Source organism: Afipia sp. GW822-FHT04G07, assembly GCF_058800765.1.
In genome coordinates this window covers 115,083-128,290 of the sequence record NZ_JBXAMP010000001.1, presented here as the reverse complement: position 1 = coordinate 128,290, position 13,208 = coordinate 115,083, and the positions used below count along the sequence as shown (strand labels likewise).

Annotated in this window: 13 protein-coding genes; 7 read left to right on the top strand and 6 right to left on the bottom strand. The window is 61.3% G+C overall.

All coding sequences use genetic code 11. The annotated features are described in order from the left end of the window. Positions 1–8 precede the first annotated feature (8 nt). The 5 genes from mmsB to AC1RKJ_RS00625 all read right to left on the bottom strand — a co-directional run bounded on the left by mmsB (position 9) and on the right by AC1RKJ_RS00625 (position 5,421). Positions 9–896 (bottom strand): 3-hydroxyisobutyrate dehydrogenase, encoded by an 888-nt coding sequence (gene mmsB / locus AC1RKJ_RS00645; RefSeq protein WP_492788988.1) that lies wholly within the window; start codon positions 894–896, stop codon positions 9–11. A gap of 34 nt (positions 897–930) precedes the next feature. Next, on the bottom strand, positions 931–2,019 hold the full coding sequence (locus AC1RKJ_RS00640; protein WP_492788987.1) for an enoyl-CoA hydratase/isomerase family protein: 1,089 nt from the start codon (positions 2,017–2,019) through the stop codon (positions 931–933). Next, positions 2,016–3,161 carry an acyl-CoA dehydrogenase family protein gene (locus AC1RKJ_RS00635; RefSeq protein ID WP_492788986.1) on the bottom strand — a complete coding sequence of 382 codons (1,146 nt, stop codon included), beginning with the start codon at positions 3,159–3,161 and terminating at the stop codon, positions 2,016–2,018. Before AC1RKJ_RS00635 ends, AC1RKJ_RS00640 begins: the two co-directional genes overlap by 4 nt. Before the next feature lie 12 nt (positions 3,162–3,173). Next, positions 3,174–4,667 (bottom strand): CoA-acylating methylmalonate-semialdehyde dehydrogenase, encoded by a 1,494-nt coding sequence (locus tag AC1RKJ_RS00630; RefSeq protein WP_492788985.1) that lies wholly within the window; start codon positions 4,665–4,667, stop codon positions 3,174–3,176. Positions 4,668–4,794: 127 nt separating this feature from the next. Further along, on the bottom strand, positions 4,795–5,421 hold the full coding sequence (locus AC1RKJ_RS00625; RefSeq protein ID WP_492788984.1) for a TetR/AcrR family transcriptional regulator: 627 nt from the start codon (positions 5,419–5,421) through the stop codon (positions 4,795–4,797). Positions 5,422–5,583: 162 nt separating this feature from the next. Here AC1RKJ_RS00625 and AC1RKJ_RS00620 point away from each other — a divergent pair, with 162 nt between their 5' ends. The 6 genes from AC1RKJ_RS00620 to AC1RKJ_RS00595 all read left to right on the top strand — a co-directional run bounded on the left by AC1RKJ_RS00620 (position 5,584) and on the right by AC1RKJ_RS00595 (position 11,738). Then, a complete protein-coding gene (locus AC1RKJ_RS00620) occupies positions 5,584–6,354 on the top strand; it encodes an enoyl-CoA hydratase (RefSeq protein WP_492788983.1) in 771 nt (256 codons plus the stop codon). Between the two features lie 193 nt (positions 6,355–6,547). Next, positions 6,548–7,741 carry an acetyl-CoA C-acyltransferase gene (locus AC1RKJ_RS00615; RefSeq protein ID WP_492788982.1) on the top strand — a complete coding sequence of 398 codons (1,194 nt, stop codon included), beginning with the start codon at positions 6,548–6,550 and terminating at the stop codon, positions 7,739–7,741. 121 nt (positions 7,742–7,862) lie between these two features. Next, on the top strand, positions 7,863–9,125 hold the full coding sequence (gene fabF, locus AC1RKJ_RS00610; protein ID WP_492792609.1) for a beta-ketoacyl-ACP synthase II: 1,263 nt from the start codon (positions 7,863–7,865) through the stop codon (positions 9,123–9,125). 168 nt (positions 9,126–9,293) lie between these two features. After that, the gene (locus AC1RKJ_RS00605; RefSeq protein ID WP_492792608.1) at positions 9,294–10,157 is read left to right on the top strand and encodes a class I SAM-dependent methyltransferase; all 864 of its coding nucleotides are present in this window, start codon (positions 9,294–9,296) and stop codon (positions 10,155–10,157) included. Positions 10,158–10,259: 102 nt separating this feature from the next. Beyond that, positions 10,260–10,508 (top strand): DUF6496 domain-containing protein, encoded by a 249-nt coding sequence (locus AC1RKJ_RS00600; protein ID WP_492788981.1) that lies wholly within the window; start codon positions 10,260–10,262, stop codon positions 10,506–10,508. Positions 10,509–10,586: 78 nt separating this feature from the next. Then, positions 10,587–11,738 carry an alpha/beta fold hydrolase gene (locus tag AC1RKJ_RS00595; RefSeq protein WP_492788980.1) on the top strand — a complete coding sequence of 384 codons (1,152 nt, stop codon included), beginning with the start codon at positions 10,587–10,589 and terminating at the stop codon, positions 11,736–11,738. A 4-nt stretch (positions 11,739–11,742) separates the two neighbouring features. Here the strand turns inward: AC1RKJ_RS00595 and AC1RKJ_RS00590 are convergent, their stop codons facing one another. After that, the gene (locus tag AC1RKJ_RS00590; RefSeq protein ID WP_492788979.1) at positions 11,743–12,426 is read right to left on the bottom strand and encodes a polyamine aminopropyltransferase; all 684 of its coding nucleotides are present in this window, start codon (positions 12,424–12,426) and stop codon (positions 11,743–11,745) included. Between the two features lie 194 nt (positions 12,427–12,620). Here AC1RKJ_RS00590 and AC1RKJ_RS00585 point away from each other — a divergent pair, with 194 nt between their 5' ends. After that, positions 12,621–13,199 (top strand): DUF4189 domain-containing protein, encoded by a 579-nt coding sequence (locus AC1RKJ_RS00585; RefSeq protein ID WP_492788978.1) that lies wholly within the window; start codon positions 12,621–12,623, stop codon positions 13,197–13,199. The last annotated feature ends 9 nt before the right edge of the window (positions 13,200–13,208 follow it).

The following is a 13,208-nucleotide window of genomic DNA, read 5'->3' as shown; positions in this document are numbered from 1 at the left end:
AATGAATCCTATTTCGATGGCAGCCCGCGCACATGCTTGATGATGCCGGAAAAGTCCATGCCGCCATGACCGGCTTTCTCAAAGGCGTCATAGATGCTTTCCGCATGAGCGCCAAGCGGCGTTGCGGCGCCTGCCGCCTTTGCCGCCTCCTGCGACAACCGCAGGTCTTTCAGCATCAGTGCCGCCGCGAAACCCGGCTTGTATTCATTGTTGGCGGGCGATGCCGGAACCGGCCCCGGCACCGGGCAATAGGTCGTCAGGGACCAGCACTGGCCCGACGAGGTAGATGCCACATCAAACAGCGCCTGATGCGACAGGCCCAGCTTCTCGCCGAGAGCGAATGCTTCCGACACGCCGATCATCGAAATACCGAGGATCATGTTATTGCAAATCTTGGCGGCCTGCCCTGCACCACCTTTCCCGCAATGCACGACCTTCTTGCCCATGTTTTCGAGTAGAGGCTTTGCAGCAGCGAAAGCAAAATCCTCACCACCGCACATGAATGTCAGCGTCGCGCTTTTCGCGCCGCCCGTGCCGCCTGATACCGGCGCATCGATCGACGGCAAATTGTGTTCGGTCGCATGGGCATGCGCGAGGCGCGCGCTCTCAACGTCGATGGTGGAGCAATCGATCATCAACGTGTTCTTGCCGACAGACGGGATGATCTCCTTCCAAACGCTCAGAACGTGCTTGCCCGCCGGGAGCATGGTGACCACGACGTCAGCGCCCTTCACCGCATCCGCCGCTGATGCTGCAATGGTCACACCCTCCGCCTTGGCTGCATCCTTCGAGGCCTGCACAAGATCGAAGCCCTGCACCTTGTGCCCGGCCCTGACGAGGTTGGCCGCCATGGGACCGCCCATGTTGCCGAGACCGATGAATGCGACGTTTGCCATGTCCTGCCCTCGTTATCGTTGTTTTAATGACCACTCAGTCCGGAAACACCAGCTTGTATTTGGCGTTCGGTGCAAAATACTTCTCGACGATGTCCGGCGTGACATCTTCCAGCCTGGCCGGCGACCACTTCGGACTGCGGTCCTTATCGATGATGGCCGCGCGGACGCCCTCCACGAACTCGGCGCTGGTGAAAACCGTCAGCGCCGAATTGTACTCGCGGATCAGACATTCCTTGAGCGACTTGGAACCTCGCGCGCGCCGAAGCAACTCCAGCGTCACCTTGAGCGCCGTCGGAGAATTCGCGGACAACGCCTTTAACGTCGCAAGCGCAAATTCCGAGCCGTCCTGTTTCAGGGCCGCAACAATCTCTTCCATCGTGTTGTGTGCAAAAGTGCGATCAATGAGGCTGCGATGGTTCGCAATCGGCGCCTGAGCATCCGTCACCGCGAAAAGTCTCAGAATTGCGCGAACGTCGTCGCCAGTCGCCTGTAGCGGTGCATTTGCAAGCGCATCGCGCAATGCCGGCCAATCGCCCGACACGATCAACACATCCGCGGCACCGACATAAACCGCGTCCGCCCCGCTCATCGGCTTTCCGGTCAGTGCGAAATAAGTCCCGACCTCGCCGGGCGCCCGCGAAAGCAGCCATGTTCCGCCCACGTCGGGGAAAAAACCAAGGCTGACTTCCGGCATCGCCATTTTCGTTTTCTCGGTGACGATCCGATACGCGCTATGCGCCGAAATGCCGACGCCGCCACCCATGACGAGACCGTCCATGTAGGCGACATAAGGCTTGGGAAATTCCGGGATGCGCGCGTTCAGGATATATTCTTCGCGCCAGAACACCGGCCCGAGATCGCCGCCCGCTTTCGCACTGTCATGAAGTCCGCGAATGTCACCGCCCGCACAGAGCCCGCGGTCCCCCGCACCTTCCAGCAGGATCAGCGACACGCCGGGGTCCGCCTCAAATGTATCGAGCGCCGCCACAATCCCGCGCGTCATTCCCAATGTCAGTGCATTGATCGTCTTCGGGCGGTTAAGCCGGATGATTCCGGCCGCGCCGTCCCGGCAAACGATCAGGTCATTGTCCGCCCCGGCCACCGCCGTCGCGTGCGCACTCATCGCGCTCCCTCGATCAGTTTGCGCGCGACGATCACGCGCATGATCTCATTGGTTCCTTCGAGGATTTGATGCACGCGCAAATCCCTTACGATTTTCTCTATGCCGTATTCGGAGAGATAGCCGTAGCCACCATGCAATTGCAGCGCCTGGTTGGCAACCTCGAAGCCCGCATCGGTACCGAAGCGCTTGGCCATCGCACACAACATCGTGGCATCCGGGTCCTTGCGGTCGAGCGCCGCGGCAGCGCGCCACAAGAAGGTACGCGCGGCCTCGAGCTCGATTGCCATGTCCGCAAGACGAAACTGCAGCGCCTGGAATTCATCGAGGCGCTGGCCGAAGGCCCTGCGCTCCTTCATGTAGGCAAGCGACTTGTCGAGGGCGGACTGCGCTCCGCCAAGCGAACAGGCCGCAATATTGAGCCGTCCGCCGTCAAGGCCCGCCATTGCGATCTTGAAGCCGATCCCCTCTTCGCCGAGACGGTTGGCAACGGGCACGCGTGCATTCTCGAAGATAACGGCGCGCGTGGGTTGCGCATTCCATCCCATCTTGCGCTCATTGGCGCCGAACGACACACCCGGCGTGTTGCCTTCGATGACCAGCGTGGAAATGCCGCCTGCGCCGTTGCCGCCGGTGCGCACCATAGCGACATAAATATCGCCCGCGCCTGCGCCCGAGATAAATTGTTTCTGACCGTTGAGAACATAATGATCGCCGTCACGCACCGCGCGCGTGCCAAGCGCCGCCGCATCCGAGCCCGCGCCGGGCTCGGTGAGCGCATAGCTTGCGATCAGTTCCATCGTACAGAGCCGCGGCAGCCACTTTTGCCGCTGCGCATCCGAGCCGTAGGCGTCGATCATCCATGACGCCATGTTGTGGATCGAGATGAACGCCGACACCGTCGGACAGCCCGTCGCCAGCGCCTCGAAGATCAGCGCCGCGTCGAACCGGGTCAGCGCCGAGCCGCCGACATCATCGCGGATGTAGATGCCACCGATGCCGAGCGCCGCCGCTTCGCGCATCACGTCGACGGGGAAAAACTTTTCCTCGTCCCATTTCAGCGCGAACGGCGCGATCTTCTCGGCCGCGAACTCGCGCGCCATGTCGCGAACCGCGATTTGATCCTCGGTCAGAGCGAATTGCATGGCGCGCCGTCCTTAGCTTGTGGGCATGGCGAAGTCGGCGCCTTCCTTGATGCCCGACGGCCAACGCGCGGTGACGGTCTTGGTCTTGGTGTAGAACCGCACGGAATCCGGACCATACTGGTTGAGGTCGCCGAAGCCCGAACGCTTCCAGCCGCCGAAGGTATAATAAGCTACCGGCACCGGGATCGGTACGTTGATGCCGACCATTCCGACATTGACCTTCGCGGCAAAGTCACGCGCCGCGTCGCCGTCGCGGGTGAAGATCGCAACGCCGTTGCCGTAATCGTGGTCCGACGGCAGCGCCAGCGCTTCGTTGTAGTCGTTGGCACGCACCACCGACAGCACGGGGCCGAATATCTCTTCCTTGTAGATGCGCATATCCTTGGTGACGTTGTCGAACAGACAGCCACCCATGTAGAAGCCGTTCTCGTAGCCCTGCATTTTGAAGCCACGACCGTCGACGGCGAGCTTGGCGCCTTCCTTGATGCCGACTTCGACGTAGTCCTTGACGCGCTCCAGCGCCGCCTTGGTCACGAGCGGACCGAAATCCGCGCTGAGATCGGTTGAAGGGCCGATCTTGAGGCTCTCGACGCGAGGAATGAGTTTTTCCATCATGCGGTCGGCGGTCGTCTTGCCAACGGGCACAACGACAGAAATGGCCATGCAGCGTTCGCCGGCAGCGCCGTAACCCGCACCGACCAGTGCATCAACCGTCTGGTCCATATCGGCATCGGGCATGACGATGGCGTGATTCTTCGCTCCGCCAAAGCACTGTGCGCGCTTGCCGGTCGCCGCGGCACGCTCGTAAATGTACTGCGCGATCGATGACGAGCCGACGAAGCCGACGGCGCTGATATCCCGATCGTCGAGAATGGCGTCCACTGCTTCCTTGTCGCCGTTGACGCAATTCAAAATGCCCGGCGGCAATCCCGCTTCGAGCATCAGTTCGCAAAGCTTCATCGGCACGCTGGGATCGCGCTCCGACGGCTTCAGAATGAACGCATTGCCGCAGGCGATCGCCGGCGCAAACTTCCACATCGGGATCATCGCCGGGAAATTGAACGGCGTGATGCCGGCAACGATGCCAAGCGGCTGGCGCATCGAATAGAGATCGATGCCCGGACCCGCGCCTTCCGTGTATTCGCCCTTCATCAGCTGGGGGATGCCCAGCGCAAATTCCACAACCTCGACCCCTCGCAGGATGTCGCCCTTGGCGTCGGGAATGGTCTTGCCATGCTCGCGCGCAAGCAATTCAGCCAGCGCATCGTTGTCGCGCGCCACAAGTTCGAGAAATTTCATCAATACGCGAACGCGGCGCTGCGGGTTGGTATTGGCCCAAGCCGGCTGGGCAGCCTTGGCGTTCTCGACCGCCGCGCGCATTTCCGCTTTGGACGCCAGCGCGACCTGGGCCTGAACTTCGCCCGTCATAGGTAAAAACACGTCGGCAAAACGTCCCGACGTGCCCTTGACCTCGCGGCCACCAATGAAATGCCCGATCGTACGCATAAGTATCCTCCAAAAGCGTGTGTTTTGAGGATGCTAGCACTGTCCGCGAGGGCATTGGAACGGGGTTCTGCGCACAGCTCGGTGGCGCGCTACGCAAAGAACCACCTTGACGAAACACCCGGGCTGGTCAGGCGCCGCTCTTGGATGCCCTGGTTTTTCTCACGCGAGGTTTCGGCACATTCTCGACCCGCAACGCGCCCTGTCGGCCCGCAGCGAGGACCTCGTCCGAAAATTCTCCCGTCCCGGCCATCCGCGCCAGAATCATGGTCCCCATCATGGTGGAAAGCGTTGCAATAGCCTCCCGCCGTGCGGCCTTCGCGGTTTGCGCCGGCATCTGCTCCGAAATGACATCGATCATTTCCTCCAGCTTCGCGGCCACGGCCTTGCGCGTCTTGGGGCTCGCGCGGTGCACCTCCGCCCCCAGCGACGGCAATGCACAACCGTTGCCGACATCGTCGCGATGCTGGGCCGTGAGATACCCGTTGACGATGGATGATAGCTGCTTGCCTTCAGGCGCCTGCTCGGCGCGCTTGCGCCACCGCTTCGCGGTCTGGTCCATGGCGTGCGCAAAGGCTTCGCCGATCAGCGCATCGCGCGAGGCAAAGTGCGCATAAAAGCCGCCATGGGTAAGACCGGCTTCCTTCATCAACTCAGCGACGCCGAGGCTCGCCGCGCCGCGCTCGCGCAGGCGCACGGATGCGTTCTTCACGATCCGCTCGTGGGTCTCGGCCTTATGGTCCTTCGAGTAGCGCATCGGCGCCTCATCACATGTTTCAGATCATATAATAGCACAATCTTCGCCCACCGGAGCCCGCAATATGCGAAAATAGCTGCCATGCGCCGCATTTGACGAGGGAAAGATGATCGCGCACCATCGCCATCAAGCTCCAAAACAGCAACCGTCAGGCCCCGATACATGCAAACCATCAACGATTATTGCAACGTCGTGCGCGGCGAAAACGGCGTTGCAACATTAACGATCAGCAATGCCGGGCCGCTCAATATCGTCAACTCTCAGGTTATCCGCGGCGTTCGGGAGGGACTGGAACAGCTCGCGAACGACCACGACATTCGCGTTCTGATCGTGCGGGGCTCCGGCGAGAAAAGCATGATCGGCGGCGCGGACATCAAGGAGATGGCGATTCTTGATCAAGCTTCCGCCGAGACCTTCATCACCGGCCTGCGCGACCTTTGTGAAGCGGTCCGGCAATTTCCAACGCCGGTGATCGCGAGGCTGCGGGGATGGTGCCTCGGCGGCGGACTGGAATTTGCTGCGGCGTGCGATTTGCGGATCGCGTCGCAAGACGCGAAGTTCGCCATGCCGGAGGTCAAGGTCGGCATTCCCTCGGTCATCCACGCGGCGTTGCTGCCTCGGCTGATTGGCTGGGGCCGCGCCCGCTGGCTGATCCTGACCGCCGCAACAATCGATGCCCCCACCGCGCTGAGCTGGGGACTGGTCGATCAGGTCGTGCCCGATGCCGACCTCGATTCGGCGATTGCAGTAGTCGCGGGAGGAATTGCAGAGTGCGGGCCCGAGGTCATGCGGAACCAGAAAGCGCTTCTGCGGCAGTGGGAAGAGCTTGCGCTCACCGAATCCATCAATCTCAGCGTCGGCGTGTTCGGCAAGTCATTCCTGACCGGCGAACCACAGCGTCACATGCAGGCATTTCTCGATAGACGAAAATAACTCATCCGACGCAAGAAAATAAGTCATGCGAATTTTGGCATGCCACGGGTGCGTTTTAAACGTGCGGCAGCTTGTCGGCGCAGGATTCATGCTTTTATTGTCCGCACGCCGATTGCAATTTGTGTATCCCTTCATATGATACTCGTCATCCAAACTCACAATCCCTGCGCACGCGGGTCATCAGGAGAGTTGCATGTCTTCATCCGATCCCGTCGTCATCGTATCCGCAGTTCGCACACCTCTTGGCCGCTTCCAGGGAGATCTATCGTCATTCAGCGCGCATAACCTCGGCTCTCATGCCATCGGCGCGGCGCTTGAGCGGGCGAAGCTGTCGCCCGAGCGAATCGATGAAGTCTTCATGGGCTGCGTTCTCCCCGCCGGACAGGGCCAGGCCCCCGCCCGCCAGGCCGCGCGCGGCGCCAAACTGCCGGATGCCACAGGCGCGACCACCATCAACAAGGTTTGCGGCTCAGGCATGAAGGCCACCATGCTGGCTCACGACATCATCAATGCCGGTTCGGCAGAGATCGTCGTCTCCGGCGGCATGGAAAGCATGACCAATGCGCCATACCTCCTTCAAAAAGCACGCGGCGGTTATCGCGTCGGCCACGACCGCATCATCGACCACATGATGATGGACGGTCTTGAGGATGCCTACGAAACCGGCCGCTCGATGGGCGACTTCGGTGAAGCCGCCGCGGAAGCTTACCAGTTCAGCCGCAAGGATCAGGACGAATACGCAATGGAGACACTGACCCGCGCTCGCAATGCGGTTCAGAACGGCTCATTCAAAAAAGAAATCGCGCCGATCTCCGTCAAGGAAAAGGCAGGCGTTCGCGTTGTCGAGAATGACGAGCATCCGCTGAAGGTCGATCCCGCCAAGATTCCGAACCTGAAGCCCGCATTCCGCGCCAACGGCACGATCACACCGGCAGCATCCTCGGCAAATGCCGACGGCGCGGCTGCGCTGGTTTTGACGCGCCGCTCGATCGCGGAGCGCGAAGGTCTGCCGATCCTTGCCGAAATCAAGGGCCACTCGACCCACAGCCAGGCTCCCGACTGGTTCACGACTGCCCCAATTCCGGCGATCCGCAAACTGCTCGACAAAGTGGGCTGGAAAGTCAGCGACGTCGACTTGTTCGAAATCAATGAAGCTTTCGCCGTGGTGCCGATGGCAGCCGCGAAAGATCTCGGAATTCCGCGCGATAGGCTCAACGTCAACGGCGGCGCCTGCGCGCTCGGCCATCCGATCGGGGCAACCGGCGCACGTCTGATCGTGACCTTGCTGCACGCGATGGAGAAGAACAACGTGAAGCGCGGCATTGCTTCGCTCTGCATCGGCGGCGGTGAAGCAACCGCCATCGCGGTCGAGCGCAAGCTCAACTGATCGCCGTCGCCAACTTGCAATGCGCCGGCGGCTCGTTCCGCTGGCGTCGTAACCGCACCCGGCAAGCGGGCTGCGTTGTTCCTGGGCAACCTGTGGTGAGATCGTGAAACGAAACAGCGCGATACGACGGATCGTCGTCACTGGAATGGGCGCGGTCTCTCCGCTCGGCGTCGGCGTGGAGAGCAACTGGTCACGGCTGATCGCGGGACAGTCCGGCATCCGAGCGATGTCGGACAACGCCGCGGCCGACTTGCCTGCCAAGGTCTCGGGCGCAGTACCTGACATCGCGGATGATCCCGAATTCGGTTTCGATCCGGACCGCGCAGCGCCGCGCAAGGATCAGAAGAAGATGGACCGTTTCATCCAGTTCGCTCTGCTGGCGGCGGATGAGGCGATCGCACAGGCCGGATGGAAACCGGAAGACGCGCGTTCGCGCGAACGGACCGCAACCATCATCGGCTCCGGCGTCGGTGGATTTCCTGCCATCGTCGATGCTGTCCGCACCGCCGACGAACGCGGCGTGCGCCGTCTCTCGCCTTTCACCGTCCCCTCGTTTCTCGTCAATCTTGCTGCCGGGCAGGTTTCGATCCGTCATGGATTCAAAGGCCCGCTGGGCGCGCCGGTAACGGCATGTGCAGCTGGCGTGCAGGCCATCGGCGATGCCGCGCGGCTCCTGCTCGCGGGTGAAGCGGATGTCGCAATCGCAGGCGGCGCTGAAGCCTGCATCGATCGCGTCAGTCTCGGCGCATTCGCCGCAGCCCGCGCGCTCTCGACCGGTTTCAACGACGAACCGCGGCGCGCGTCGCGCCCCTTCGACAGGGACCGCGACGGCTTCGTGATGGGCGAAGGCGCCGGCATTCTTGTGATCGAGACGCTCGATCATGCACTCGACCGCGGAGCGACGCCGATCGCCGAACTCGTCGGCTACGGAACCACGTCCGACGCCTATCACATGACGGCCGGCCCGGACGATGGCGACGGCGCGCGCCGTTCTATCGAGATCGCGTTGCGGCAAGCGGGAATTTCCCCAGTGGAAGTGCAGCACCTCAATGCCCATGCCACATCGACGCCGGTCGGCGACAGCGGCGAACTGGCGGCGATCAAGGCCGTGTTCGGCACCGAAGGCCGTGTTGCGGTAAGCTCGACCAAATCCGCCACGGGGCACCTGCTTGGTGCGGCGGGCGGCCTCGAGGCCATTTTCTCGGTGCTCGCGTTGCGTGACCAGATTGCGCCCGCCACGCTCAATCTCGATCATCCGGATGCGGCCGCGGAAGGCATCGACCTTGTGCGCGGCGCAGCCCGGCCGATGGCGATTGAGCATGTGCTGTCGAACGGCTTCGGCTTCGGCGGCGTCAACGCGAGCGTTCTGTTCCGCGCCTGGTAAACAAAATACGCGCGGCCGTTATCAGGCCGGCTTGCGCAATAACCGCTTGTTTTTGGGAGTGAGATAGTCTCGCGTGATCGCGGTCTACAAGGCCGGACATAGTTGGACCGCTTCTGTTCAGGCCGCCCGGGCTGGCCTAAGACAGGGCTTAAGCTACCGGAGCGCCTCATGACCCTGTCCGCCATCGACGACCACAATGCCGATCAAATCGCCTACTGGAATGGCCCAGGCGGCCGCCACTGGACTGACCGACAGCAGCTTCAGGACATAGTGCTGGCGCCGGTGTCCGAAATCCTGCTCAGCCGTGCCGCCGTCAAAAGCGGGGAAGCCATACTCGATGTCGGCTGCGGCTGCGGAGCGACTTCGTTCGATCTGGCCAAACGGGTCGGCCCCGGCGGACACGTCACCGGCATCGACATTTCGGAGCCTATGCTGGGCCGGGCGCGGGAGCTTGCCCCTTCCGGCTCGCCGGTCGAGTTCGTGTTGGCGGATGCAACCGTGTATCCCTTTACTGGTGGCAGTATCGACCTGCTGTTCTCCCGCTTCGGCGTCATGTTTTTCGCGCAGCCCTCGGTTTCCTTTGCCAACATGCGCAAGGCGCTTCGTCCGGGCGGACGCCTCGCCTTCGCCTGCTGGCGCACACCGCGCGACAATCCCTGGATGATGCTGGCCCTTCAGGAAGCCTACAAGCACGTGCCGAAGCTCCCCGAGGTGAAACCGGAAGACCCCGGCCCGTTTGCTTTCGCCCGCGAGGAACGCGTCCACCGCATTCTGGACGAAGCAGGTTTCTCGGACATCGCAATGGAGCGCGCCGACTTGTCGCTGGACATTGCCACCGGCCGCGGACTCGATGCCGCTATTGAAACCGTGCTTGCCATCGGCCCGACAAGCCGCGCGCTCGAAGGCCAGCCTCCGGATAAAATTGCTGCGGCGACGCAGTCGATTCGGACGGCGCTCACCGCGCATCAAAAAGGTAATACGATCCCTCTTGGCGGCTCGATCTGGATCGTGACCGCGGCGAGCGGCCACTAACCCGCCAGAAATTCCTTATCGCTGCATTCACCAGATTCGTATCGGAACATATTGATATTCTCAGCGATTGTTTGTGCTCGACAACAAATCGCGGAGACAATCATGGCCCGAAAGTATTCCAAGGGAGCGGCGAAGAAAGTCGCGCGTGCAATGCACAAGCGGAAAAAGGGTACTTTGAAAAGCGGAGGATCGGGTAAGAAGGTGAAGAGTCGGAAGCAGGCAATTGCTATCGGCCTTTCAGAAGCGCGAAAGGAAGGGAAAAAAGTGCCCGCGAAGAAATCCTCCAAGAAATCCGCGGCCAAATCCCGCCAAACAAAAAAAGCAAAAAAGACGACACGATCGAAGTCATAGCGCGTGAGTCAAATCCGGCGGCGCCACGTTTTTTTTATTGAAGGTTACGAGCCTCAAGGCGCGGACGGATTCCACCGCATGTTTCGGCGCGAGTGGAAGCGCTTTCGTGAGAACTGGGGCGTCCGCAGCAACCTTTCAGACTGCAATAACGAGTCCGATGAGATCGCCAACTGGACCGTCGAGACTACGGGCTCGAACTGGCAGGTCTCGACAACATACGAATTCCTGCGGCTCGAGCACCTGATCCGGTCGAATCTCGCGCAGTCATTCTGGCTGCAACTGGTTCGCACCGGGCGCTGGATGTTCGACGACATCGTCAGCGGCGCGCTGGCCCGGGTATTCCGCGCCTCATGGCGCATGGGCGTGCTGCTTATCTATTCGCAGGTAATACTGATGGCATGGATCGCGCTCGCGCTTACGGGCGGCTGGTACGCAGCCGACCTTATCAGCCCGCCGACAAGTCCTGGCGTGGTGACGTTCGCCCTCACCGCTGCATTCTCCGCCGGCTGGTTTGCACTTTTCTATCCGGTCGCGGCGTGCATGTTCGTCAACCAGCTCAACAACTGCTGGCCTTACCTGCGCGAATTCGCACGTGGCACGCCGACGGGATTTGACCGCCTGCTCGACATTCTAGCCGACCGCATTGTTGCGGCTGCCCGTGCGAACGAGGCCGATGAAATTATTGTCGTTGGGCACAGCGCAGGCGCGATGCTGGCGCTGGCGACAATGGAAAAGGCGCTTGAACGTGATCCTGACGTCGGCCGGCACGGACCACGCGTGTCGGTGATGACGGCCGGGTCGATCATGCCGGCACTGGCCATGCACCCTGCCGCCGAACCGTTGCGCCGCACGGTCGCTGCAATCGCGGCCGAGCGCAGCGTGTTATGGACCGACTGCCAGTCCCGCGAAGACTTCATGAATTTCTGGGAATTCGATCCCGTCAGCGGCATCGGCGCGGACGCCGGTGAGCGGCGGTGCAACCCGCTTATCTGGCAGGTGCCGTTTCGCAAGATGATCGCGCCCGATATTTTCGCCAAGGTCCGGTTCAATTATTGGCGCATGCACTATCAGTACATCATGTCCAACGATCGCCGTGCGCCATACGACTACTACATGTTCCTGTGCGGCCCCGCGCCGTTCGCGGACTGGACGGCTCAGGACGGCAGCGTCTGCGCGCGCTTCGATGCAGAGGGCAATTATCGGGTTCCAGAGATGAAGGCTGCCGAATAAGACGTCAGCCAGTGGCCCTCTTCCTCGCGACATAGACAGTATTTGTCGCCTCCCGATCCTGCAATGGATTGTAGAAGGTGACGACGTGCGCGTTAGCAGCAGCAAAAGCGCTCGACAAAACTTTCAGAAAGACATCGTCCGGTGGGTCGTTCGACCACAGCGCGAACACGCCATCTGATCGGAGATGGCTCGAAGCCTTCGTCAAGCCTTCCACGCTGTACAGCGACGCGTGAGTCGGATGTAGAAAGTCTTGTGGCGAGTGATCGATATCGACGAGAATCGCATCGAAGCGGCGTTGAGGCTGAGTTGGATCGAAGCCATCGACCGACGATGACATGGCGAAAAAATCACCGTGCACGAACCGGCAGCGTCCGTCCGCCTTGAGTTTCGCACCAAGTGGGATGAGGCCGCGTTCATGCCATTCGATCACTTCGGAAAGCGCATCGACGATCAGCAACGCCCCGACCCGCGTGTTCTCCAGCACAGCCTCGGCTGTGTAACCAAGGCCCAACCCTCCCACCACGACATCGAGGCCCTGCCCCGACAGTTCGGCAAGGCCGAGACGCGCCAGGGCAGTCTCGGACGCGGTAAACATGCTCGACATCAAAAACTCGTCGCCGAGCTTGATCTCATAGATGTCCACAGCCTGCGCAAGATTTTTGCGGCGGCGCAGCGTCAGCACGCCCATCGGCGTCGGGCGATAGTCAAGCTCCTCGAAATAAGCACTCATTCATGGCCCAATCTCTGAATTTTTCCGTGTCCGTCGCGCTTCGCGCCTTTGAGTACTGCAACGCTCTTTTTCGGTTGAACGCAACTGGCGTCCGCTCGACAACGCTAATTTTGGCTTTTAGTCTGCGCGCGGGACTCCGAATGAGGCTGGTGATGTTACGGACGATCTGTTGCGCGCTGGCGCTCGCGGCTGCCTTATTGGTGCACCCCGGAGCCGCGTTCGCACAGACGGATTCCAGTGTCGAGATCACGTTCTGGAATTCAGTGAAAGACTCGCGCAATCCGGCTGAGATTACCGCCTATCTCGACAAATACCCCGACGGCACATTCGCAACGCTCGCCAAAATTCGGCTTGAATCGCTGAAGTCGAAGGCCGTGCCAACGCCCCCTTCCGGTGAACAATGGGCGGCTATCGGGTTTGCCGCGCGCGGTGCCTGGGGCGCGGCCTGGCAGAAGGCGACCCGTGACGAGGCTGAAGCACGGGCACTGACATTATGCGTCAACAACGGCGGACGCGGCTGCAAGGTTTCATCCACGACCAAATGCGGTGCGATGGCATTCTACACCGCGCGCATCAAGCGGACCCGATATTGGGGCGCGTTCACCGCCGAGGGCGCGACCCTCGGCCAGGCGATCGATGCAGCCTCGGCGCGCTGCCGCAACGAGGGCCGTAGTCCGTCGGATTGCAATGTCCGGGCCTCGTTCTGCGCCGACGGCAGCCACAAGAGTTAGCAAGCGTGC

Bases quoted from the DNA above. Each gene is read 5' to 3' on its own strand.
- mmsB (WP_492788988.1), bottom strand. From the start codon at position 896: ATGGCAAACGTCGCATTCATCGGTCTCGGCAACATGGGCGGTCCCATG.
- AC1RKJ_RS00640 (WP_492788987.1), bottom strand. From the start codon at position 2,019: ATGAGTGCGCACGCGACGGCGGTGGCCGGGGCGGACAATGACCTGATC.
- AC1RKJ_RS00635 (WP_492788986.1), bottom strand. From the start codon at position 3,161: ATGCAATTCGCTCTGACCGAGGATCAAATCGCGGTTCGCGACATGGCG.
- AC1RKJ_RS00630 (WP_492788985.1), bottom strand. From the start codon at position 4,667: ATGCGTACGATCGGGCATTTCATTGGTGGCCGCGAGGTCAAGGGCACG.
- AC1RKJ_RS00625 (WP_492788984.1), bottom strand. From the start codon at position 5,421: ATGCGCTACTCGAAGGACCATAAGGCCGAGACCCACGAGCGGATCGTG.
- AC1RKJ_RS00620 (WP_492788983.1), top strand. From the start codon at position 5,584: ATGCAAACCATCAACGATTATTGCAACGTCGTGCGCGGCGAAAACGGC.
- AC1RKJ_RS00615 (WP_492788982.1), top strand. From the start codon at position 6,548: ATGTCTTCATCCGATCCCGTCGTCATCGTATCCGCAGTTCGCACACCT.
- AC1RKJ_RS00605 (WP_492792608.1), top strand. From the start codon at position 9,294: ATGACCCTGTCCGCCATCGACGACCACAATGCCGATCAAATCGCCTAC.
- AC1RKJ_RS00600 (WP_492788981.1), top strand. From the start codon at position 10,260: ATGGCCCGAAAGTATTCCAAGGGAGCGGCGAAGAAAGTCGCGCGTGCA.
- AC1RKJ_RS00595 (WP_492788980.1), top strand. From the start codon at position 10,587: ATGTTTCGGCGCGAGTGGAAGCGCTTTCGTGAGAACTGGGGCGTCCGC.
- AC1RKJ_RS00590 (WP_492788979.1), bottom strand. From the start codon at position 12,426: ATGGGCGTGCTGACGCTGCGCCGCCGCAAAAATCTTGCGCAGGCTGTG.
- AC1RKJ_RS00585 (WP_492788978.1), top strand. From the start codon at position 12,621: ATGTTACGGACGATCTGTTGCGCGCTGGCGCTCGCGGCTGCCTTATTG.